Here is an 18,583-nt window from a genome sequence, read left to right as displayed (position 1 = left end):
CCCATGCCGCCCAGCCGCCCCCACCCGGCCGCCCTCGCTCTATCCTGCGCATCCGTGCGCCGGTGCTGCGTGGCCGCCACGGTGGGTGTGGCGCTGGCACTGGGCGGATGCGCTGCCCGCGGGCCCGATGCCACGGCCACAGCCCGCTTCCACGCCGAAGACGATCCCATCGGCGCCCTGCTGCGCCACCGCGCGCCCGCCTACGGCCCCGCAGGCACGGCATCCGCAGAGGCCAGCGCCAATGCCGAGGCAGCATTGCTGGCGCAGAACTACCTGGGCGTGAAGTACCGCTGGGGCGGCAACTCGCCCGATACCGGCTTCGACTGCAGCGGGCTGGTGAACTTCGTGATGGAAAAATCGCTGGGCCTGCGCCTGCCGCGCAGCGCTGCCCAGATTGCCGAGATGGGCGTGAAGGTCGATCGCGATGCGCTGCAGCCCGGCGATCTCGTGTTCTTCAATACGCTGGGCCGGCGCTACTCACACGTCGGCATCTACATGGGCGACGACCGCTTCGTGCACTCGCCCAGCTCGGGCGGCGTGGTCCGCATCGAAAGCATGAGCCTGGCCTACTGGGCCAAGCGCTACAACGGCGCCCGCCGCCTGGCCGCCACCTCGCTGGCCGCCGCCAACGACATCCAGTAGCCCCGCGGGGCGCACTGCCGTTGCTTGCGTCAGTGCGTGGCGCAGAACCCGCATTGCTGCAGCGCCTGCTGCATGCTGCACACCGACCGCCGACAAGCCACCACCCGGATGCCGCCGCGCTGCGCGGCATGGCGGAACGTCTTCATGACGTTGTGGCCCAGGAAATCGGTGAGCAGGATCACCAGTTGCGTGCCCGAGGGCAGCTGCAGCGTCTTCTTCTGGTGGGAAGGATCACGTCCGCTGATGTGGTGCGTGATCGAAATGTTGTGGTCCTTCAGGAGATCCGGGATATTGCCCAGCCGGTCGGCGCCGACGATCACTGCACTGAGTCCTGTCGCCATGATTCCCTCGCAAGGTCGTTGAGAACGAGTTAATGATAATGATTCCCATTGAATTGCTCAATTCAAATGAGATCGTTTCTCATTTAATTATTTTATGGACCTATGCCGCGGGATAGCCGCAGGCAGGCGGCACGGCAGGAGCGGCATGAGCGTGCGGGAGACGTGCAGGAACCGGCGCTCATGCAGGCCGGTGAAATAGGGAGATGGAGCGGGCCGGGCCGCCCAGCCGTGTCGAAAGGCGCGCCGATGGGGCATGGCCAGGGGCCATGCCGGCCCGGCGCTCAGGCGGCGCCCTGCACCGCCTGCGCCACGGCGTCGCGCGTGAGCTCGGGGCCGAGCATTTCCAGGAAGGTATAGACGTAGTCGCGCAGGAACACGCCGGATTTCAGGCCGACGCGCGTGGTGTGCGTGCCGAACAGGTGCCCCACGGGCAGGCCGATGAGATTGGTATCGCGGCGCGGATCGTAGGCCACGCCGGCGATGATGCCTATGCCCATGCCGACGTCCACATAGGTCTTGATGACGTCGGCATCGATGGCTTCGAGCACGATGTCGGGGTGCACGCCCTGGCTGGCAAAGACTTCGTCGATGGTGGTGCGGCCGGTGAAGGCCCGGTCGTAGGTCACGATGGGATGCGCGGCCAGCTGCTCCAGGCTCAGTTGGCGGCCTTCGCTGGACGTGAGCTCGGCAAACGGGTGGTCGGGCCGCACCACCACCGTGTGCTCCCAGGTGTAGACGGGCAGCGTGGCCAGCCCGGGGGTCAGCGCCAGCGATTCGGTGGCAAGCGCCAGGTCGGCCTGTTCGTGCAGCACCATCTCGGCCAGTTGCGCGGGGCTGCCTTCGGCAAGCGACAGCCGCACCTTGGGAAACTGGCGGCGGAACGCCGGGATCACGCGCGGCAGCAGGTAGCGGGCCTGGGTGTGGGTGCAGGCGATCACCAGGCCGCCTTCGTCGCGCCGGGCGAACTCGTCGCTGACCTTCTTCAGGTTGTCCACCTCGCGCATGATGCGGTCTATCACCTGCGACACCGCCAGGCCCGGCTTCGTGAGGCCCTTGATGCGCTTGCCATGCCGCTCGAAGATCTTGATGCCCAGCTCGTCCTCGAACTCGATGATGGCCTTGGACACCCCGGGCTGCGAGGTGTAGAGCATGCGGGCGGCTTCGGTGAGGTTGAAATCGCGCCGGATGGTTTCACGCACGAAACGGAATTGCTGGAGGTTCATGGATGCCCCTGAAGATAGGGACCAATTATAGGTAATATAGAACCTTGTTTATATTACCTTTATGAATAAGCTTGTTCCGGCGGGAATGGGCAGGCCCGGATCCGCCTGGGTTCAGGGTTCGATCGCCATCCAGACCTGGCCGGGCTCCCGCTCCACCGCCACCTTGCCGCCCTCGAGCCGGTACGTCAGGAAACACTGGTGGCGCGGGTTCGACAGCACCGCCGGCGTGAAGACCGCCACGTTCTCGCCTTGCGGCCGGCGTGCCGACTGGATGAGCAGGCCCGGATGGCCTTCGTGGCGGATGCGTGCGCCTACCGCCTGGGCCAGCGTGTAGTCGGTGGGATGCAGCAGGTCCGGATAGGCGGCCGTGACCTGGCGGAAATCCAGGAGCATGGCGTCGCATGCCACCTCGTACACCCGGCGCTCGGCCACCACGGCTTCGCCCTGGAAGCCCGCGTCGCCCAGCAGGCCGTGGTACCAGTGGTGCACCGTCTCGTAGACCGTGGTTTCGATCGACTCGGAGCCGTACCACACGCCATGGGACCCGGCGGAAAAGCGGCTGGCCTGCCAGTGCGCGAACGGCCACTGGATCACGCTGTACCACTCCGCCTCTTCGAAAGGCCGGTTGATGACGGGCAGGTGGTCCGTATAGGGCGGCGGCTTCACGGCATCCTCGACCTGCTGGGCCAGGCGCCAGTCGGCGGGGTTGTCGGAGAGGTCGTCGAAGAGATCCTGGGAAAGCCGGATCGAGACGATGTTGCGCGCCACGTTGTCGTGCATGTTGACCACGCCGAGCTGGTCGAACAGCCCGGCCGCAAAGAGCCGGTGCGATGCCTGCCGGGAGGTGCCGGGATTGCTCACCCGCCCTACACGCCGCGGGCGCGATCGAGATAGCCGCGGACGGTAAGCAGGCCGGTCCAGCCCCATTCCTTGATGAGCTCGACCGGGGTGCGGTTGCCGAAGGCCTTGTTGCGGGTGGTCATCCAGCCGTAGGCCAGTTCGCGATTCTGGGGAAACAGCAGGCGCAGGCTCTTGTGTATGCCCAGCAGATGGCCGACCCGTTCGTATTGGTCGCGGCTGCCGCCTATGGGGGCCTCGCCCCGGCGATAGCGGCCCAGCGTGGCGCGGCTGCTTTCGGCCAGGCCCAGCAACGCCGCCTGGTCTTCGGTGGGCAGCTTCCAGTGATCGAGCAGGGCCATGACCATCCTGGCCAGCGCCTGGCGATCGTGCGGGTTGGCGTATTGCGGAATGGCAGTGCTCATGGCGGCCAGCAGTGCTGATCGGTCTGGCCAGCATAGCAAATTGTTCCCATGAAAACAAATTTTGTTTTCATGGGAACAGGCAGGGCTCAGCGTGCGCTGAAATTGGCGTCGATGTCGCGGCTATGGGCCGACCAGCGTGCCGTCACCGTCTTGGTCTGGGTCCAGAACTGCACGGCCTGCTTGCCGTTGGGCCCCAGGTCGCCAAGCTTGGAACCCCGCGAGCCGGTGAAGCTGAACCAGGCCACCGGCACCGGGATCGGGATGTTGATGCCCACCTGGCCCACGTCGATGTTGTTCTGGAAATAACGCGCGGCGCCGCCGTCCTGGGTGAACAGCGCCACCCCGTTGCCGTTGGGATTGCGGTTCACGAACGCGACGGCCTGCGCCAGGGTGTCCACACCCGCCACGCACAACACCGGGCCGAAGATCTCTTCCCGATAGATCGCCATGTCTTCGGTCACCCCGTCGAACACCGTGGGCCCCACGAAATTGCCTTGCTCGTAGCCCGGCACCGAGATCCCGCGGCCGTCCAGCGCCAGCCGCGCCCCCTCTTCCACGCCTTTCTGGATCAGCTCCTCGACGCGCTTGCGCGCATTCACCGACACCAACGGGCCGAGGTCGGCCTGCCGGTCCGTGCCCACGTTCACCTTGAGCTTGCGGGCCCGTTCGATGAAGTCGGGCAGCCAGTTGCGCGCCTCGCCCACCAGCACCGCCACCGAGGTGGCCATGCAGCGCTGCCCTGCCGCGCCGAAGGCGGCGCCCACCAGCTGGTTGAGCGCCACCTCGGGATCGGCGTCGGGCAGAATGACGCAATGGTTCTTGGCCCCCATCATGGCCTGGCAGCGCTTGCCTGCCTGGGATGCGCGGTGGTAGATCTCGGTGCCCACGCGCGTGGACCCGATGAAGGACACGGCCTTGATGTCCGGATGCTCGCACAGGCCGTTGGCGATGTCGGGCCCGCCATGGACGACATTGAGCACCCCCGGGGGCAGGCCGGCTTCCAGCGCCAGCTGTGCCAGCAACAGCGTGGAGCTGGGATCCTGCTCGGACGGCTTGAGCACGAAGGTATTGCCGCAGGACACGGCGATGGGGAACATGAAGCACGGCAGCATCACCGGGAAATTGAACGCGGTGATGCCGGCGCACACGCCCAGCGGCTGGACCAGCGTGTACACGTCGATGCCGGACGCGGCGTTCTCGGCATATTCGCCGAGCTGCAGGCTGGCGATGGCGCAGGCGTGCTCCACCACCTCCAGGCCGCGGCCCACCTCGCCCTCGGCATCGGGCAGCGTCTTGCCATGCTCGCGCGTGATCAGCTCGGCAAGCTCTGCCGTGCGCTCGCGTATGAGCTGCTGCAGCTTCAGCATCACGCGCATGCGCGTGCCCTGGCCCGTGTTGCGCCAGCCCTGGAAGGCTTCCCTGGCATTGGCCACGGCCCGGTCGAGCTCCTCGCGCGTGGCGAACGGCACCTGGGCCACCACCTCCTGGGTTGCCGGGTTGATGACGTCGCGCCATTGGGTGGTGCGGGACTGCACCAGTTCGCCGCCGATCAGCAGCGGCAGGCGGGGTACGTTGCTCATGATGTTGCTCCTCTCTCGTGTCGTGGGGAATCCGGCATGCGGGCGGCTTCAGCGCCCGGAACTCATTTGCGCACCAGCGGGCAGGAAGACTCCGCCAGCGGCTGGAAAGCCTCCGCGGCCGGAATGGTGGCCACCAGCCTGGAGTAGTCCCAGTCGCCCCTGGATTCGGCGGGCTTCTTGACCTCGTACAGGTACATGTCGTGGACGACGCGCCCGTCGGGCCGTATGGAGGCGTTGCGCATGATCGGATCGCGGATCGGCAGCTCGCGCATCTTGTCGGCCACGACCTTGCCGTCGGTCGACCCCGTGGCCGCGACGGCGCGCAGGTAGTGCAACACGCTCGAATACACGCCGGCCTGGGTCATGGTGGGCTTCAGCCCGCGGAAGGCCTGCTCGAAACGCGCCGACCAGGCCCGCGTGGCGTCGTCGTAGTCCCAGTAGAACCCGTCCACGTACGACAGGCCCTGGGCGTTCTCCAGGCCCAGCGCCCGCAGGTCCGACAGGAAGATCAGCAGGGACACCAGGCGCTGGCCGCCGGCCACGATGCCGAACTCGCGTGCCTGCTTGACCGCGTTCACCGTATCCTGCCCGCCATTGGCCAGCGCCACCACCTGTGCGCCCGAGCTCTGCGCCTGCAGCAGATACGAGGCGAAGTCCGGCGCATTCAGCGGATGCCGCACACTGCCGGCGACCGTGCCGCCCAGCGCCTGCACGGCCTTGGCCGTATCGGCCTCGAGCGAATGCCCGAAGGCGTAGTCCACCGTGACGAAGTACCACGACTTGCCGCCCTCGCGGACCGTGGCCTTGGCGCCGCCGGCCGATTGCGAATAGGTATCGAACATCCAGTGGAAACCCAGCGGCGAGCAGTCCTTGTTGGTGAGCGCGGTCGTGGCCGGGCCGGAGAACAGCGCCACCCGGTTCTTTTCGCGGGCGATGCCCTGCACGGCCAGCGCCACCGCCGAATTGGTGAGATCGGCGATGGCGGTCACGCCGTCGCGGTCGAACCATTCGCGCGCCCGCGCCGCCCCCACGTCGGCCTTGTTCTGGTTGTCGGCCGACACCAGGTCGATGCGCATGCCCTTGCATTCGGCGGCCAGGCAGTCGTCGATGGCCATGCGGGCCGCCGCCACCGAGCCCGCGCCGCCCATGGCGGCATAGGTGCCGGACATGTCGGTGAGCACGCCGATCCTGACCGGCGGGGGCTCGGCCGCGCCGGCCTGCCCTCCCATCCAGAACAGCGCGCCCAGGCACAGACTCGCGGCACGGCCGCGTGCTTGCAGTTTCATGGGTTTGTCTCCGGTGTGATTGTGGTTATGCCGGCCCCGCTCGGGCGGAGTCCACACCCAGTGTAGATGTGTGAAAATCCCCCAGCAACAGCAATCTACGCACATTCGTTGTGCATGGATGCACACCCCACCGGGTCCGCCCCCCCGAGGTCCGCCACATGGTCGATTGGGATACCCTGCGCTACTTCCTGGAAGTGGCGCGCACGCAGCGCGCCAGCGCCGCAGCCCGGCGCCTGGGCGTCGAGCACACCACCGTCTCGCGCCGCATCCGCGCCCTGGAAGCCGAGCTCGGCACGCTGCTGTTCGAAAAATCGCGCGGCGCCGGCTTCCTGCTCACCGACGACGGCCAGCGGCTGTTCGTGCATGCGGAACAGATGGAAAGCGCGCTGCAATCGGCGCGCGAAGCGCTCTCGGGCGTGGGCCAGGCGCCGTCGGGCCACCTGCGCATCGGCGCCACGGAAGGATTCGGCAGCTACGTGCTCACGCCGCTGGCTGCCGATTTCCAGTGCCGCTATCCGCACGTCACGCTCGACATCCTGCCCGTCCCGCGCTTCGTGAGCCTGTCCAAGCGCGAAGCCGACCTGGCCATCACGCTGGACCGGCCGCAGCGCGGCCCTTATGTCTGCAGCAAGCTGTGCGACTACACCCTGCGGCTCTACGGCACGCCCGGATACCTGGCGGCGCATCCTCCGATCCAGGGCCGAGCCGACCTCGCCCGGCACAGCTTCATCGGCTACGTGGACGAGCTGGTATTCAGCGATGGGCTGCGCTACCTCGAAGACCTGCTGCCCGACAGCCGCGTGGTGCTGCGCAGCACCAGCGTCATCGCGCAATACCACGCCGCCCTGCAGGGCCGCTCGCTGGCCATCCTGCCCTGCTTCATCGCGGCCCAGGACGAGCGCCTGCAGCCCGTGCTGCCCGACGAGGTGGCGATCACCCGCAGCTTCTGGATGTACTGCCACGAAGACCTGCACCGGCTCAAGCGCGTGAGCGTGCTGTGGGATTTCCTGAGGCGATCGGTGGCGCGCAACGCCGCCCTGCTGTCCGGCCGCAGCGGCCGGATGCAGTACCTGCCCTGAAACTGCCTGGCCCGCCTGCCCTGACCCGCCGCGCGGGCCCGGGGCAGGCGCCCCATCCCGGTCAGCCCGCGTCGCGCGGCGCCTTGACGCGCAGGCGGCGGTACATCAGCCAGGCGAACAGCGCGGCCACCAGCGCATGCACGGCCCAGACCCCCACCCCGAAGCTGACCTTGCCGTCGCCGATCCAGGCCCGCGACAGGTTGATGAGGTTCATGTAGAGCAAGGCGATGAGGCCGGCGATGAGCAGGTCGCCCGAACGGCCCAGACGCGGGTTCACCGCCCCCAGCGGAATGGCCAGCAGGGCCAGGTTGAGCGTGGCGATCGGCAGGGCGATGCGCCACATGATCTGCGACCATGCGCTGTCGGTGTTGTCGCGCATCAGCTGCAGGGTGGGACGCGCCTTGCTGGAGCGCTCGGCCGCGGCGCGCGCCTCGGCCATCGGGTCGCCGTCACGGCTCTCCAGCCGCACGCCATAGCGCTCGAAATTCACCAGGCGGATCTCGGGCGTACCCAGCTTCAGGTCGTAGCGATGGCCTTCGCTCAGCACCAGGAAGCGGTCGCCGTTGGGCAGGGTCTCGCTGTGCGCGCTGCGCGCGGTAAGCACGCTGTGCCATTCGGGATCCAGCGCACGCGCGAACACCACGCCCAGCTCGTCGCCCTGGCGCACGGGATCTTCGGCAAAGAACACGCGCTCGCCGTCATTCGACTCCGCGAACTGGCCCGCCGTGACCTTGGAGAGATCGGAGCGCTGCTCGAAGCGCTCGCGATACTCGCCGATCTGGCGGTAGGCCCACGGCGAAGCCGCCAGCGTCAGCACGGCCACCATGGCGGCCACGGGCACCGCCACGCGCAGCACCGGCCGCAGCCAGTCGGCAAGCGACAGCCCGCTGGCGAACCACACGACCATCTCGGATTCGCGGTAGTTCCGGGTGATGGTGGTGAGCACCGCGATGAACAGCGACACCGCCAATACGGTGGGCAGCGCGGTGATGGTGGAGAATGCCGCAAGGCCCAGCACCACGTCGGCGCCGATCGAGCCGCCGGCCGCTTCGCCCAGCAGGCGCACCAGCAGCACGCTGAGCCACACGACGACCAAGGTGGAAAACACGACGCCAGCGTGGCTCGTGATCTCGCCTACGACCGACCGTTTGAATAGAGACATGTGAAAATATGCGGGATAATCGATCCGCTACTGACGACGCACTCGGGAAAACCCCTCATGGAATTTAGCACACAGATCACCGCCTCCCTGCACCAGATCAAGACCGCGGCGCTTGCGGTGGGCATCTATGCCGACGGCGTGTTGAGCCCCGCGGCAGACGTCATCGACCGCGCCTGCAATGGCGGCGTGCGCACCGTCGTCAAGCAGGAGTTCCGCGCGCGCCCGGGCAGCACGCTGGTGCTGCGCAACCTGCCCGGCGTGACGGCCCAGCGCGTGGTGCTGGTAGGCCTGGGCAAGCAGGAAGACTATTCCGCGCGCACCCACGCCATGGCAGAACAGGCCTTCGCCGCGGCCTGCGTGGCTGCCCAGCTCGCCGAGGGCGTGTCCACCCTGGCCGCCATCGACATCGCCGGCACCAGCCTGCGCGCGCGCGCCCGCAGCGCCGCCATCGCTGCCGGCCAGGCCGCCTACCACTACGACGCCACGTTCGGCAGACCCGACCGCAATGCCCGGCCCAAGCTGAAGAAGATCGCGCAGGTGGTCGACCGGGCCGATGCCGCGCAGGCCCAGCAGGGCCTGCGCGAAGGCGGCGCCATCGCCAACGGCATGGAGCTCGCGCGCACCCTGGGCAACCTGCCCGGCAACGTCTGCACGCCCACCTATCTGGGCGAGGCTGCCCGCAAGCTGGCGCGCGACTTCAAGGCCATCAAGGTCGAGGTCCTCGACCGCAAGCAGATCGAGGCGCTCGGCATGGGCGCCTTCCTGTCGGTGGCCCGCGGCTCCGACGAGCCCCCGCGCTTCATCGTGCTGCGCCACCCCGGCTCCAAGGCGCCCCGCAAGGCCAAGGCCGCCGAGGGCGGGCCGGTGGTGCTGGTGGGCAAGGGCATCACGTTCGATTCCGGCGGCATCTCGATCAAGCCGGCCGCCACCATGGACGAGATGAAATACGACATGTGCGGCGCGGCCAGCGTGTTCGGCACGTTCCGCGCCCTGGCCGAACTTGACCTGCCCTTCGAAGTGGTGGGCCTCATCGCGTCCTGCGAGAACATGCCCAGCGGCAAGGCCAACAAGCCGGGCGACGTGGTCACCAGCATGTCGGGCCAGACCATCGAGATCCTCAACACCGACGCCGAGGGCCGCCTGATCCTCTGCGACGCCCTCACCTACGCGGAACGCTTCAAGCCCTCGGCGGTGATCGACATCGCCACGCTCACCGGCGCCTGCGTGGTCGCCCTCGGGCACGTCAACAGCGGCCTGTTCTCGAAAGACGACGCGCTGGCCGAGGCCCTGCTGGCGGCGGGTCGCCAGGCGCTGGACCCGGCCTGGCGCATGCCGATGGACGACGCCTACCAGGAGCAGCTCAAGTCGAATTTCGCCGACATGGCCAATATCGGCGGCCCGCCGGCCGGCAGCGTCACCGCGGCCTGCTTCCTGTCGCGCTTCGCCAAGGCCTATCCGTGGGCCCACCTCGACATCGCCGGCACGGCCTGGCGCGGCGGCAAGGACAAGGGCGCCACCGGCCGGCCCGTGCCCCTGCTGACCCAGTACCTGCTGGACCGCGCCTGAACCCGGCGGCATGACGCGCATCGACTTCGCCTTCGGCGCCGCCGACCGCCTGCGGGCGGCCTGCCAGACGGCGCGCAAGCGCTATCTGGCAGGGCGGCGCCTGGTGGTCTATTGCCGCGACGGCGCCCGCCTGAGCGCCTTCGACCGCATGCTGTGGGCATTCGACGACACCTCCTTCGTCCCCCATGTGTCGGTCACGGATCCGCTGGCCGACGCAACGCCCGTGCTGCTGACCGCCGGCGACCCGGCGCGCGCCCTGTCGTCCGGCCTGCCGCCCGACGACGCCTGGCTGCTCAACCTGGATGACGAATGCCCGCCGAACTATGATGGCTATGCGCGGGTGCTCGAGATCGTCTCCGACGACCCCGCCGACCGTCAGGCCGCACGCCAGCGCTGGCGCAGCTACCAGAGTGCAGGCCACAGCCTGCAGAGCCACGACCTGGGCAACGCCCGCGGCGCCTGAACGGCCTCGTGCCGCTGCGCCTCTTCTGGGAATTTCCATGCCCCGCCCCGACGACTTCCACGCCATCCCCACGCTCACGCAGCGCGCCGAGCCCACGCTGCGGCCCGACGATCCCCATGCCCCGGTGCTGCGCGAGATCGTCCCCGGTCCGGGCCGCGCGCCGGCAGCGGACGTACCCCGGCTCGACGCGCGGGCCGACGAACCCGGCTACGCCCCGGGCGGCACCCTCGGGCCGGAGCCTGCCGCGCCCGACGCCTCGCCGCGCGAGGCAGTGCTGCGTGCGGCGCTCCAGGCCGAGATCGAACGCGCGGTGCAGGCTGCGCTGCAGGATGCCGTGGCGCAGATGCAGGCCCGGCTGGACGACGAATTGCCGGCGCTGGTGGCGCGGGCGCTGCAGCGCGTGCGCCCGGGCTGAAATCCGGGGCGCCCTGTCCGGGTTGCGCCCAGTGGATTTTTCAGGGAACTGTCAGGTATGCTGTCGCTCTAAGCCTACTGGGCAACCTTTTTCATTGCCGTATCGAGGAACCGTCATGAACCAAACTCCTTCTCCCTTCAACCGCACTGGCGCCTACGCCGGCGTGCCGGGCGAAGTCGTCCGGAACAAGGTATTGCGCAACACCTACTGGCTGCTCGCCCTGTCCCTGGTTCCCACGGTGCTGGGCGCCGCAGTGGGCCTGTACTCGGGCATCAACCAGGTCATGGCCGGCAGCCCCGGCCTCACGGCCATCGTGTTCCTGGTGGGCGCGTTCGGCCTGATGTTCGCCATCGAGAAGAACAAGAACAACTCGCTGGGCGTGATGCTGCTGCTGGGCTTCACCTTCTTCATGGGCGTGATGCTTTCGCGGCTGCTGGGCTTCGTGCTGGGCATGGGCAATGGCGCGCAGCTCGTCATGACGGCCTTCGGCGGCACCGCCGTGGTGTTCGGCACCATGGCCACGCTGGCCAGCACCATCAAGCGCGACCTCTCCGGCATGCAGAAATGGCTCTTCACCGGCGCCGTGGTCATCCTGGTGGCCGCGCTGGCCAACATCTTCCTGCAGATGCCCGCCCTCATGCTCACCGTCTCGGTGCTGGCCATCGTGATCTTCTCGGCCTTCATGCTGGTCGACCTGCAGCGCGTGGTCAACGGCGGCGAAACCAACTACGTGTCCGCCACGCTGGCCATCTACCTGGACGTGTACAACGTCTTCTCGAACCTGTTGATGCTGCTGGGCATCTTCGGCGGCGACCGCGAATAAGCAGCCTCCTCTCCACGGGCTGCACGGGCTTGCTTCGGCAAGCCCGTTTTTTTTGCCAGCCGCCGCCCGCCCGGCCTGCCCGGCGCTGAAAAATATGGTGACCAAGCCTCATGCCTGTGTACGACCTGCCCCGGGGCGCCTGGGTAGACTGGACCATGCAGATCGTGTCGGGGGCCTCCCCGGCACGCCCGTCCCGCCAGCAACACAGGAGCATGGAAAGCAATGACAAAACTTCTATTCGCCAGCCTCGCAGCCTCGTTCCTGCTCAGCGGCTGCATCGTCTATGACCGTGACCACCACCATCACCGCCACCACGACCGGGACTACTCCGACCGGTACGACCGCGACGGCCGCCCTCACCGGTGGTAAATAAAGCAAGTGTTTGTTGGCGGGCCAACCGGCCACGATCCGTCCGCCAGTATTAGATCCTTTCGCACATCCATATCAGAAATCCGAATATGTCTGCGCCTGCCTGAGCCCACAATGACGGCACACCATGCCTAGGGAGCCGTCATGAAACGCACTACCCGCCTCGCCCTGCTTTCCCTGCTGCTGGCCGCCCCTCCTGCGATGGCCGCATTCCCCGAACGCCCGATCACCCTGATCGTGCCCGCGGCCGCCGGCGGCAACGCCGACATCACCGCGCGGCTGGTCGGCCAGCAGATGAGCCGCGAACTGGGCCAGCCCGTGGTGATCGAGAACCGCGTGGGCGCAGGCGGGCGCATCGGTACCCAGGCCGTCGTGCGGGCCCGGCCGGACGGCTACACCATCGGCTATGCCCACGTCGGCACGCTGGTGCTGCACCGCTATCTCTTCAAGCAGCAGCTCTATGACCTGGACAAGGATGTGGTCCCCGTCGGCCTGGTGGCAGAAACGCCGAATGTGATCGTGGTGAACGCGACAGCGCCCTGGAAAGACCTGCGCAGCTTCATCGAGGCGGCCAAGGCCCGCCCGGACAGCCTCACCATGACGTCCGCCGACCCGGGAACCACCAGCGAAGTCGGCGTGAAGCTGTTCATTGCCCAGACCGGTGCGGCCGTGCGCCAGATCCCGTACAAGGCGACATCCGCCCAGCTGTCCGACCTGCTGGGCGGACACGTCGACGCCATGATGGAAAACCTTCCTCCGTTGATAGGCAACCTGAAGGACGGCAGGCTGCGGGCGCTGGCCGTCACCACCCGGCAGCGCGCCGCGTCGAATCCGGATGTGTCCACGGTAGCCGAACAGGGCTACCCGGACTACGAGCAGTCGGCATGGAGCGCCCTGATTGCGCCGGCCGGCACGCCCGCGGACGCGGTCGCCCGCCTGAACGCCGCGCTGAACGCAGCCCTGTCCTCGGAGAACGTGCGCAGGGAATTGCGCAGCCGTTCCCAGGAGCCGCTGGGTGGCGGGCCCGAAGCCGTGCATGCCCAGGTCACGAAGGAACTGCCCAAGTGGGAACGCATCATCAAATCCTCCGGCACCACGCTGGACTGACATCCGGGAATCCCGCATGGCCACGCTCACCCGCGAAGACTTTTCCTGCGCCGCCGCCACCAATACTTCCGCATACCGGCGCATCAGCGTGCCGGTGCTGCGCATCGACGCCGGGCCCGGGCCGGCGGTCGCGCTGCTGGCCGGCGTGCACGGCGATGAGTGGGAAGGCCAGGCGGCCATCCTGGATCTGTGGCACACGCTTCCCGGCATCCTGCAGCGCGGAACGGTCTACCTGCTGCCCGCGGCCAACGCCGAGGCCTCCCTCGCGGGCACCCGTTTCTCGCCATCCGACGGCGGCAACCTCAACCGTGCCTTCCTGGGCGCGCCGGCCCGAGGCTATACCGAAAGCCTGGCCGCCGCGCTGGAAGCCCGCCTGCTGCCCCGGCTCGACGCGATGATCGACGTGCACAGCGGCGGCGCCTCGCTGCACTACCTGCCCTCGTCGGTCATCACGCGCTACGGCAACGACGCGCATGACGAGCGCCTGCCCGCGCTGGCACGCGCCTTCGGCCTGCCCCACTGCGTGTTCTTCCGTTCGACCGAAGCCGGGTCCATGCCGGCGGCGGCAAGCCGCCATGGCGTATTGCGCCTGAGCGCCGAGATCGGCGGCGGGGCGCAGACCCGCGAAGCGCTGGTCCGGCGCTGCCGCGACGGATTGCTCGGCTGCCTGGCCGAACTGGGCCTGCTCGGGCGATGGGAAGGCCGGGGCGCAGAGCCTGCGCTCCACGACCTCGACGCTCCCGCGGCCACGCTGCGCGCGCATGCCGCAGGCGTCTTCGTGCCGGCGGTGGAGCTGGGGCAGACGGTGGCGGCAGGCGATGAGATCGGCCGGCTGATCGAGCCCGCCTGCCCCGACGTGCCGCCCCGGGTGCTGGCCAGCCCGCAATCCGGCACCGTGCTGTGCCTGCGCCCCATCGCGCGCAGCGACCATGGCGACTGCCTGCTGCAGGTGGCGCCCGCCCTCCCTCTGGATTCACTCGCCACCCTGTACTGAACCATGCTGATGAACCCCAAGCTGTCCGGGCTGCGCTGCATACGCTGCCAGTCCGTCCTCCCGCCGGGAGACTACCCCGAAGGATGCCCGCACTGCCTGGCCCAGGGACATCCCGCCTCGCTGGAATGCCTGTACCAGGACACAGACGAGGCGCGCATGCCGCTGCCCGTGCTCGACCCCGTCACCCTGGGCGAAGGCGCCACCCCCTGCCTTGCTGCCCCCGCGCTGGCGCGGGCGGAGGGCGTGGGCCAGCTGTGGCTGAAGTGCGAGGGAGCCAACCCCACGGGCAGCCACAAGGACCGCATGGCCGCGCAGTTGGTCTCGCGGGCCCGGCTGGCGGGGGCGGAGCGGGTGGCCGCGGCGTCCAGCGGCAACGCCGGCGTATCGCTGGCCGCCTATTGTGCCGCTGCCGGGCTGCAAGCCGACATCGCCATCCTGCACAACTGCCCACCGCTGCAGCGTTCGGCCATGGCCCGTTTCGGCGCCCGGCTCACGGAGTTCGAGGACAGCCTGGCACGCTGGCCCCACGTGGCGCGGCTATGCCGCGAGGAAGGCGCCTTCGCGGGCACGAACTACCTCAATCCGCCGGTCGGCACGCATGCCTACGGTGTCGAAGGCTACAAGCCCATCGCCGAGGAGATCCTCGACACGGCTGGCCTGCCCACCGACATCCTGGTGCCGACCGCAAGAGGCGACCTGCTGTGGGGCATCCTGCTCGGGTGGCAGTACCTGCGCGACGCCGGCCGCATCGACCGCCTGCCGCGCCTGCATGCCGTGGAACCCTACGCCCGGCTGAAGCGGGCGCGCGCCGGCGGCGATGCGCGCGGCCAGTGGGACGGCGCCACCCGGCAGTACTCCATCGCCGGAAGCACCAGCACGCTGCAATCGCTTGCAGCCCTGGCGCGCTCGTCCGGCATGCCGATCGACGTAGCGGACACGGCCGCGTCCGCGGCGCAGGAACGACTGCTGGGCGTGGGCGTGGCCACGGAGCTGTCCTCGGCTTCCGCCCTGGCGGCAGTCGCCCAGCTCAAGCATGCCGGGGTGGTCGACGCCGAATCCTCGGTCGTGCTGATGCTTACCTCGGACGGCCGCCGGGGTTGAGGGCCGGGCCGCTTCAGACGCCGAAGCGCTCGACCAGCGGCGCCAGCGCGCCGCGCAGACAGGTTGCCCAGAACCTGCCCGCTTCGGACAACGGGCGGCCGCCGTGCAGGATCATGTGGCACTCGAAGTGCACCGGCACCGCCAGCGGACGGAAAGCCAGCCCCATGGCGGCCATGCCGACCGCGGTGGCCGGGTTCGCAATGCCGACGCCGTGCCCTGCAAGCGCCAGCTGGCAGACCGTGCTGGAATAAGGCGTCTCGATTGCCGCGTGCAGGGTCAGGCCGGCGTCCCGCAGCAGCGCATCGAGGCGCTTTCGTGCCGCGTCCTCGCTGTTGAGGACGATCACGTCCGTCTCGGCAAGCTGGGCCAGGGCCACGCTGTCCATGCGCTCCAGCGGATGCCCCCTCGGAAATACGGCCACCGCCTGCAGGCTCGCCAGCCTGTGCCCGCGCAATCCCTCGAGTTCCGACTCGTCGGCCACGGCGGCGAGGTCCAGCTCTCCCGACACCACCATGTCGCGCAAGGTGTTGGAATCGCGGATCTGCAGGTACAGCGGCGTGTCCGGATAGCGGGTGCGAAAACGCGCGATGGCCTCGCTGACCACGATGCCGCTGTAGGCGTGGATGCTGCCCACCCGCAGGCGCGGCTGCGCCGCGCCACGTATCGCACGGATCTTGCGGCCCAGGCTCTCCAGGCCCACATTCAGCCGGCGGATCTCCTCATACAGCAGCGTTGCCTCGGGCGTGCGCTGCATGCGTTGGCGCACGCGCTCGAACAGCCGCATCTCGATGCCGGCCTCCAGTGCCGCAAGCGTGGCGCTGACCGTCGCCGGCGATACGTCGAGCCGTCGGGCCGCGGCCGTGACGCTTTCGGTTTCGTAGACCGTGCGGAAGGTCTCGACCTGTTTGAGCGTGAAAGCCATGGCCGCGTGCACTCAATAGCGCTGCAGGTCCAGCAGCACGCGCCGCGTCGACAGCGGCCGGCCGGCCAGGTTCGCTTCCAGGCGCTCGCGCAGGTCGCGGCGCAGGCCGGGTTCGATGGCCGGATCGTTGAAGTCGGGCTCGGCCTCGTCCAGGCCATAGCCGGTTTCGCGCAGCAATACCCACTCGAAGCGGCGCAGCGCGCCGGCGGCGCGCGTGCCGGCCGACAACTGCGCCAGCGCGGTATCGTAGGCGTCGAACAGCACGGGATGGGCATCCTCGCGGGGCAGCAGGCGCAGCAGCAGTTCGTTCATGTACCAGGCCGACATCAGCGCGGCGCCCGACAGCGGGCGCACGCCTGCCACCTCGGCGCGGATCAGCGTCTTGACCTCGCCCGCCCCGCTCCAGGACATGCTCAGCGGCTGGAAAGCCGAAAGCACGGGCCGCAGGGTGGAATAGGGCCGCTTGGCGCCCTTGGCAACCAGGGCCACGCAGCCGTGTTCGCGCGCGAACGCCTGCACCACCAGGGACGTCTCGCGCCAGGCCGTGGCGTGCAGCATATAAGCGGGGGTGTCGTGGACGCGTTGCGCCCGTCTACTCATAGCCCAGGTCGCGCAGCGCGCTTTCGCGGTCTGACCAGCCCTTGCGCACCTTGATGTACACCTCGAGATGCACGGTCTTGTCGAGCAGCTTGGCGATGTCCTGGCGCGCCTCGGTGGCAATGCGCTTCATGTGCTCGCCGCCCGCGCCCAGCAGGATGGGGCGATGGCTTTCGCGCTCGACCACCACGCAGGCCGCGATGCGCGCCAGCGTGTCGGTTTCCTCCCACTGCTCGATCACCACGGTGCAGCCATACGGAAGCTCGTCGCCGACCAGCCGGAAGATCTTCTCGCGCACCAGTTCCGCGGCAATGAAGCGCATGGGGCGGTCGGTGAGCGTATCTTCCTCGAACATGGGCTCGCCCTCGGGCAGGCGCGCCGCGATCTCGTCGAGCAGCTGATCGAGCTGCTGCGACTTCTGCGCGCTGACCGGCACCACCGCGCCGTAGGCGTACTGCTCCATGAGCCGGGCCACGAAGGGGAACAGCATGTCGCGCTGCTTGAGCGCGTCGATCTTGCTGACCACCAGGATGGTGCGGGCCGGGTCCGGCAGCAGCGGCAGCAGCCGCGCATCGGCGTCGGTCCATTTGCCGGCCTCGACCACATGCACGACCACGTCCACGTCGGCCAGGGCCTGGGTGACCACGCGGTTCATCATGCGGTTCATGGCGCCGCCGTGGCGCGTCTGGAAGCCCGGCGTGTCGACGAAGACGAACTGCTCGTGCTCGCGCGTCAGCACGCCATGGATGCGGTGGCGCGTCGTCTGGGCCTTGCGCGAGACGATGGATATCTTGGTGCCGATCAGGGCGTTCGTCAGGGTGGACTTGCCCACGTTGGGGCGTCCGACGACGGCCACGAAGCCGGCCCGGTACGGAGTTGTTGCGCTCATTTGACCTCTTGCGCCACTGCCACGGGCAGCGACAGTTGCGCCGTCTTGCGGGCCCGGCCGGACTTGCGCGCTGCGCGCGCCGGCGGACTGACGGCCAGGGCGGCTTCCAGGGCCAGCTTGGCGGCGGATTGCTCGGCCGCGCGGCGGCTGGCGCCGGGCGCGACCACCTTGATCTCGAACGCCGGAATGGCGCACTCGACTTCGAACTGCTGGCTGTGTGCCGCGCCGTGGGTTGCCACCACGGTATACAGCGGCAGCGGCAACTTGCGGCCCTGCAGGAATTCCTGCAGCAGCGTCTTGGCGTCCTTGCCCAGCGTCTTGGGGTCGACGCTGGCCATGACCGGCTGGTACAGCCTGACGATGACCTTGCGCGCCGCCTCGAAGCCGCCATCGAGGTAGACGGCGCCGAAAATGGCTTCCACCGCGTCGGCCAGGATGGAGGGCCGGCGGAACCCGCCGCTCTTGAGCTCGCCCTCGCCCAGGCGCAGGTATTGCGACAGCTCCAGGCGCTGGGCGATCTCCGCCAGCGAAGCCTGCTTCACCAGGTTGGCGCGCAGGCGGGAGAGGTCGCCTTCGTCGAGCTTGCCGTAGCGTTCGTACAGCATGGCGGCGACCACGAAGTTCAATACCGAGTCTCCCAGGAACTCCAGGCGCTCGTTATGCCGGGCGCCATGGCTGCGGTGCGTGAGCGCCTGCTCGAGCAATGCCGGATCACCGAAGCGGTGATCGAGGCGGGTTTCCAGGGTGGCGGGGGACATGACG

At 68.6% G+C, this 18,583-nt stretch carries 21 protein-coding genes; 10 read left to right on the top strand and 11 right to left on the bottom strand.

The annotated features are described in order from the left end of the window. Positions 1–3 precede the first annotated feature (3 nt). Positions 4–642, top strand: coding sequence for a C40 family peptidase (locus tag ACYBYQ_RS06030; RefSeq protein ID WP_459617763.1), 639 nt, complete (start codon positions 4–6; stop codon positions 640–642). A 29-nt stretch (positions 643–671) separates the two neighbouring features. Here the strand turns inward: ACYBYQ_RS06030 and ACYBYQ_RS06025 are convergent, their stop codons facing one another. The 6 genes from ACYBYQ_RS06025 to ACYBYQ_RS06000 form a co-directional block, all read right to left on the bottom strand. After that, positions 672–983, bottom strand: coding sequence for a DUF2325 domain-containing protein (locus ACYBYQ_RS06025; protein ID WP_459617761.1), 312 nt, complete (start codon positions 981–983; stop codon positions 672–674). Positions 984–1,264: 281 nt separating this feature from the next. Continuing rightward, positions 1,265–2,206, bottom strand: a complete 942-nt coding sequence (locus ACYBYQ_RS06020) for a CysB family HTH-type transcriptional regulator (RefSeq protein ID WP_459617759.1) — start codon at positions 2,204–2,206, stop codon at positions 1,265–1,267. A 111-nt stretch (positions 2,207–2,317) separates the two neighbouring features. Continuing rightward, the gene (locus ACYBYQ_RS06015) at positions 2,318–3,067 is read right to left on the bottom strand and encodes an RES family NAD+ phosphorylase (protein ID WP_459617757.1); all 750 of its coding nucleotides are present in this window, start codon (positions 3,065–3,067) and stop codon (positions 2,318–2,320) included. A gap of 5 nt (positions 3,068–3,072) precedes the next feature. Next, complete coding sequence (locus tag ACYBYQ_RS06010) at positions 3,073–3,468, bottom strand: antitoxin Xre/MbcA/ParS toxin-binding domain-containing protein (protein WP_459617755.1); 396 nt, start codon at positions 3,466–3,468, stop codon at positions 3,073–3,075. An 86-nt stretch (positions 3,469–3,554) separates the two neighbouring features. After that, positions 3,555–5,048 (bottom strand): CoA-acylating methylmalonate-semialdehyde dehydrogenase, encoded by a 1,494-nt coding sequence (locus ACYBYQ_RS06005; protein ID WP_459617753.1) that lies wholly within the window; start codon positions 5,046–5,048, stop codon positions 3,555–3,557. A gap of 62 nt (positions 5,049–5,110) precedes the next feature. Beyond that, positions 5,111–6,334: an ABC transporter substrate-binding protein gene (locus tag ACYBYQ_RS06000; RefSeq protein WP_459617751.1), complete on the bottom strand. Its 1,224-nt coding sequence runs from the start codon at positions 6,332–6,334 to the stop codon at positions 5,111–5,113. A 158-nt stretch (positions 6,335–6,492) separates the two neighbouring features. Here ACYBYQ_RS06000 and ACYBYQ_RS05995 point away from each other — a divergent pair, with 158 nt between their 5' ends. Then, positions 6,493–7,413: a LysR family transcriptional regulator gene (locus tag ACYBYQ_RS05995; protein ID WP_459617749.1), complete on the top strand. Its 921-nt coding sequence runs from the start codon at positions 6,493–6,495 to the stop codon at positions 7,411–7,413. Between the two features lie 61 nt (positions 7,414–7,474). On the opposite strand, the gene lptF is transcribed toward ACYBYQ_RS05995, so the two are convergent. Beyond that, positions 7,475–8,575 carry an LPS export ABC transporter permease LptF gene (gene lptF / locus ACYBYQ_RS05990; RefSeq protein ID WP_459617747.1) on the bottom strand — a complete coding sequence of 367 codons (1,101 nt, stop codon included), beginning with the start codon at positions 8,573–8,575 and terminating at the stop codon, positions 7,475–7,477. A gap of 57 nt (positions 8,576–8,632) precedes the next feature. On the opposite strand from lptF, the gene ACYBYQ_RS05985 reads away from it, so the two are divergent. The 8 genes from ACYBYQ_RS05985 to ACYBYQ_RS05950 all read left to right on the top strand — a co-directional run bounded on the left by ACYBYQ_RS05985 (position 8,633) and on the right by ACYBYQ_RS05950 (position 15,413). Then, positions 8,633–10,141, top strand: a complete 1,509-nt coding sequence (locus ACYBYQ_RS05985; protein ID WP_459617745.1) for a leucyl aminopeptidase — start codon at positions 8,633–8,635, stop codon at positions 10,139–10,141. A gap of 10 nt (positions 10,142–10,151) precedes the next feature. Then, on the top strand, positions 10,152–10,604 hold the full coding sequence (locus ACYBYQ_RS05980) for a DNA polymerase III subunit chi (RefSeq protein WP_459617743.1): 453 nt from the start codon (positions 10,152–10,154) through the stop codon (positions 10,602–10,604). A 37-nt stretch (positions 10,605–10,641) separates the two neighbouring features. After that, positions 10,642–11,019 carry a hypothetical protein gene (locus tag ACYBYQ_RS05975; protein WP_459617741.1) on the top strand — a complete coding sequence of 126 codons (378 nt, stop codon included), beginning with the start codon at positions 10,642–10,644 and terminating at the stop codon, positions 11,017–11,019. A 115-nt stretch (positions 11,020–11,134) separates the two neighbouring features. Beyond that, the gene (locus ACYBYQ_RS05970; RefSeq protein WP_459617739.1) at positions 11,135–11,842 is read left to right on the top strand and encodes a Bax inhibitor-1/YccA family protein; all 708 of its coding nucleotides are present in this window, start codon (positions 11,135–11,137) and stop codon (positions 11,840–11,842) included. A gap of 222 nt (positions 11,843–12,064) precedes the next feature. Then, on the top strand, positions 12,065–12,211 hold the full coding sequence (locus ACYBYQ_RS05965) for a hypothetical protein (RefSeq protein ID WP_459617737.1): 147 nt from the start codon (positions 12,065–12,067) through the stop codon (positions 12,209–12,211). 144 nt (positions 12,212–12,355) lie between these two features. Beyond that, positions 12,356–13,318, top strand: coding sequence for a Bug family tripartite tricarboxylate transporter substrate binding protein (locus ACYBYQ_RS05960; protein ID WP_459617735.1), 963 nt, complete (start codon positions 12,356–12,358; stop codon positions 13,316–13,318). 16 nt (positions 13,319–13,334) lie between these two features. Further along, positions 13,335–14,312 carry a M14 family metallopeptidase gene (locus tag ACYBYQ_RS05955; RefSeq protein WP_459617733.1) on the top strand — a complete coding sequence of 326 codons (978 nt, stop codon included), beginning with the start codon at positions 13,335–13,337 and terminating at the stop codon, positions 14,310–14,312. Between the two features lie 3 nt (positions 14,313–14,315). Beyond that, complete coding sequence (locus ACYBYQ_RS05950) at positions 14,316–15,413, top strand: pyridoxal-phosphate dependent enzyme (protein WP_459617731.1); 1,098 nt, start codon at positions 14,316–14,318, stop codon at positions 15,411–15,413. Positions 15,414–15,426: 13 nt separating this feature from the next. Here ACYBYQ_RS05950 and ACYBYQ_RS05945 read toward each other — a convergent pair whose 3' ends face one another. Genes ACYBYQ_RS05945 through rnc form a run of 4 tightly spaced genes read right to left on the bottom strand, consistent with a single transcriptional unit; the run spans position 15,427 to position 18,579 of the window. Next, a complete protein-coding gene (locus tag ACYBYQ_RS05945; RefSeq protein WP_459617729.1) occupies positions 15,427–16,335 on the bottom strand; it encodes a LysR family transcriptional regulator in 909 nt (302 codons plus the stop codon). Between the two features lie 12 nt (positions 16,336–16,347). Beyond that, complete coding sequence (recO, locus tag ACYBYQ_RS05940; protein ID WP_459617727.1) at positions 16,348–16,935, bottom strand: DNA repair protein RecO; 588 nt, start codon at positions 16,933–16,935, stop codon at positions 16,348–16,350. Further along, entirely contained in the window at positions 16,928–17,821 is an 894-nt protein-coding gene (era, locus tag ACYBYQ_RS05935) for a GTPase Era (protein WP_459617725.1), read from the bottom strand. The genes recO and era overlap by 8 nt, the downstream gene beginning before the upstream one ends. Then, the gene (gene rnc / locus ACYBYQ_RS05930) at positions 17,818–18,579 is read right to left on the bottom strand and encodes a ribonuclease III (protein WP_459617723.1); all 762 of its coding nucleotides are present in this window, start codon (positions 18,577–18,579) and stop codon (positions 17,818–17,820) included. Before rnc ends, era begins: the two co-directional genes overlap by 4 nt. Positions 18,580–18,583: the final 4 nt, after the last annotated feature.

This window comes from Bordetella sp. 2513F2 (genome assembly GCF_054642735.1).
The sequence above is the reverse complement of the archived record's forward strand: the minus strand, read 5'-3'. Positions and strand labels throughout refer to the sequence as shown.

What these genes read in the sequence shown, in the direction of transcription:
- ACYBYQ_RS06005 (WP_459617753.1), bottom strand. Translation starts at nt 5,048, where the DNA reads ATGAGCAACGTACCCCGCCTGCCGCTGCTGATCGGCGGCGAACTGGTG.
- ACYBYQ_RS05950 (WP_459617731.1), top strand. Translation starts at nt 14,316, where the DNA reads ATGCTGATGAACCCCAAGCTGTCCGGGCTGCGCTGCATACGCTGCCAG.
- ACYBYQ_RS06000 (WP_459617751.1), bottom strand. Translation starts at nt 6,334, where the DNA reads ATGAAACTGCAAGCACGCGGCCGTGCCGCGAGTCTGTGCCTGGGCGCG.
- ACYBYQ_RS05985 (WP_459617745.1), top strand. Translation starts at nt 8,633, where the DNA reads ATGGAATTTAGCACACAGATCACCGCCTCCCTGCACCAGATCAAGACC.
- ACYBYQ_RS06020 (WP_459617759.1), bottom strand. Translation starts at nt 2,206, where the DNA reads ATGAACCTCCAGCAATTCCGTTTCGTGCGTGAAACCATCCGGCGCGAT.
- ACYBYQ_RS05970 (WP_459617739.1), top strand. Translation starts at nt 11,135, where the DNA reads ATGAACCAAACTCCTTCTCCCTTCAACCGCACTGGCGCCTACGCCGGC.
- ACYBYQ_RS05960 (WP_459617735.1), top strand. Translation starts at nt 12,356, where the DNA reads ATGAAACGCACTACCCGCCTCGCCCTGCTTTCCCTGCTGCTGGCCGCC.
- lptF (WP_459617747.1), bottom strand. Translation starts at nt 8,575, where the DNA reads ATGTCTCTATTCAAACGGTCGGTCGTAGGCGAGATCACGAGCCACGCT.
- ACYBYQ_RS05945 (WP_459617729.1), bottom strand. Translation starts at nt 16,335, where the DNA reads ATGGCTTTCACGCTCAAACAGGTCGAGACCTTCCGCACGGTCTACGAA.
- ACYBYQ_RS06025 (WP_459617761.1), bottom strand. Translation starts at nt 983, where the DNA reads ATGGCGACAGGACTCAGTGCAGTGATCGTCGGCGCCGACCGGCTGGGC.
- ACYBYQ_RS06030 (WP_459617763.1), top strand. Translation starts at nt 4, where the DNA reads ATGCCGCCCAGCCGCCCCCACCCGGCCGCCCTCGCTCTATCCTGCGCA.
- recO (WP_459617727.1), bottom strand. Translation starts at nt 16,935, where the DNA reads ATGAGTAGACGGGCGCAACGCGTCCACGACACCCCCGCTTATATGCTG.
- ACYBYQ_RS05980 (WP_459617743.1), top strand. Translation starts at nt 10,152, where the DNA reads ATGACGCGCATCGACTTCGCCTTCGGCGCCGCCGACCGCCTGCGGGCG.
- ACYBYQ_RS05955 (WP_459617733.1), top strand. Translation starts at nt 13,335, where the DNA reads ATGGCCACGCTCACCCGCGAAGACTTTTCCTGCGCCGCCGCCACCAAT.
- ACYBYQ_RS06010 (WP_459617755.1), bottom strand. Translation starts at nt 3,468, where the DNA reads ATGAGCACTGCCATTCCGCAATACGCCAACCCGCACGATCGCCAGGCG.
- era (WP_459617725.1), bottom strand. Translation starts at nt 17,821, where the DNA reads ATGAGCGCAACAACTCCGTACCGGGCCGGCTTCGTGGCCGTCGTCGGA.
- ACYBYQ_RS05995 (WP_459617749.1), top strand. Translation starts at nt 6,493, where the DNA reads ATGGTCGATTGGGATACCCTGCGCTACTTCCTGGAAGTGGCGCGCACG.
- ACYBYQ_RS05975 (WP_459617741.1), top strand. Translation starts at nt 10,642, where the DNA reads ATGCCCCGCCCCGACGACTTCCACGCCATCCCCACGCTCACGCAGCGC.
- ACYBYQ_RS05965 (WP_459617737.1), top strand. Translation starts at nt 12,065, where the DNA reads ATGACAAAACTTCTATTCGCCAGCCTCGCAGCCTCGTTCCTGCTCAGC.
- rnc (WP_459617723.1), bottom strand. Translation starts at nt 18,579, where the DNA reads ATGTCCCCCGCCACCCTGGAAACCCGCCTCGATCACCGCTTCGGTGAT.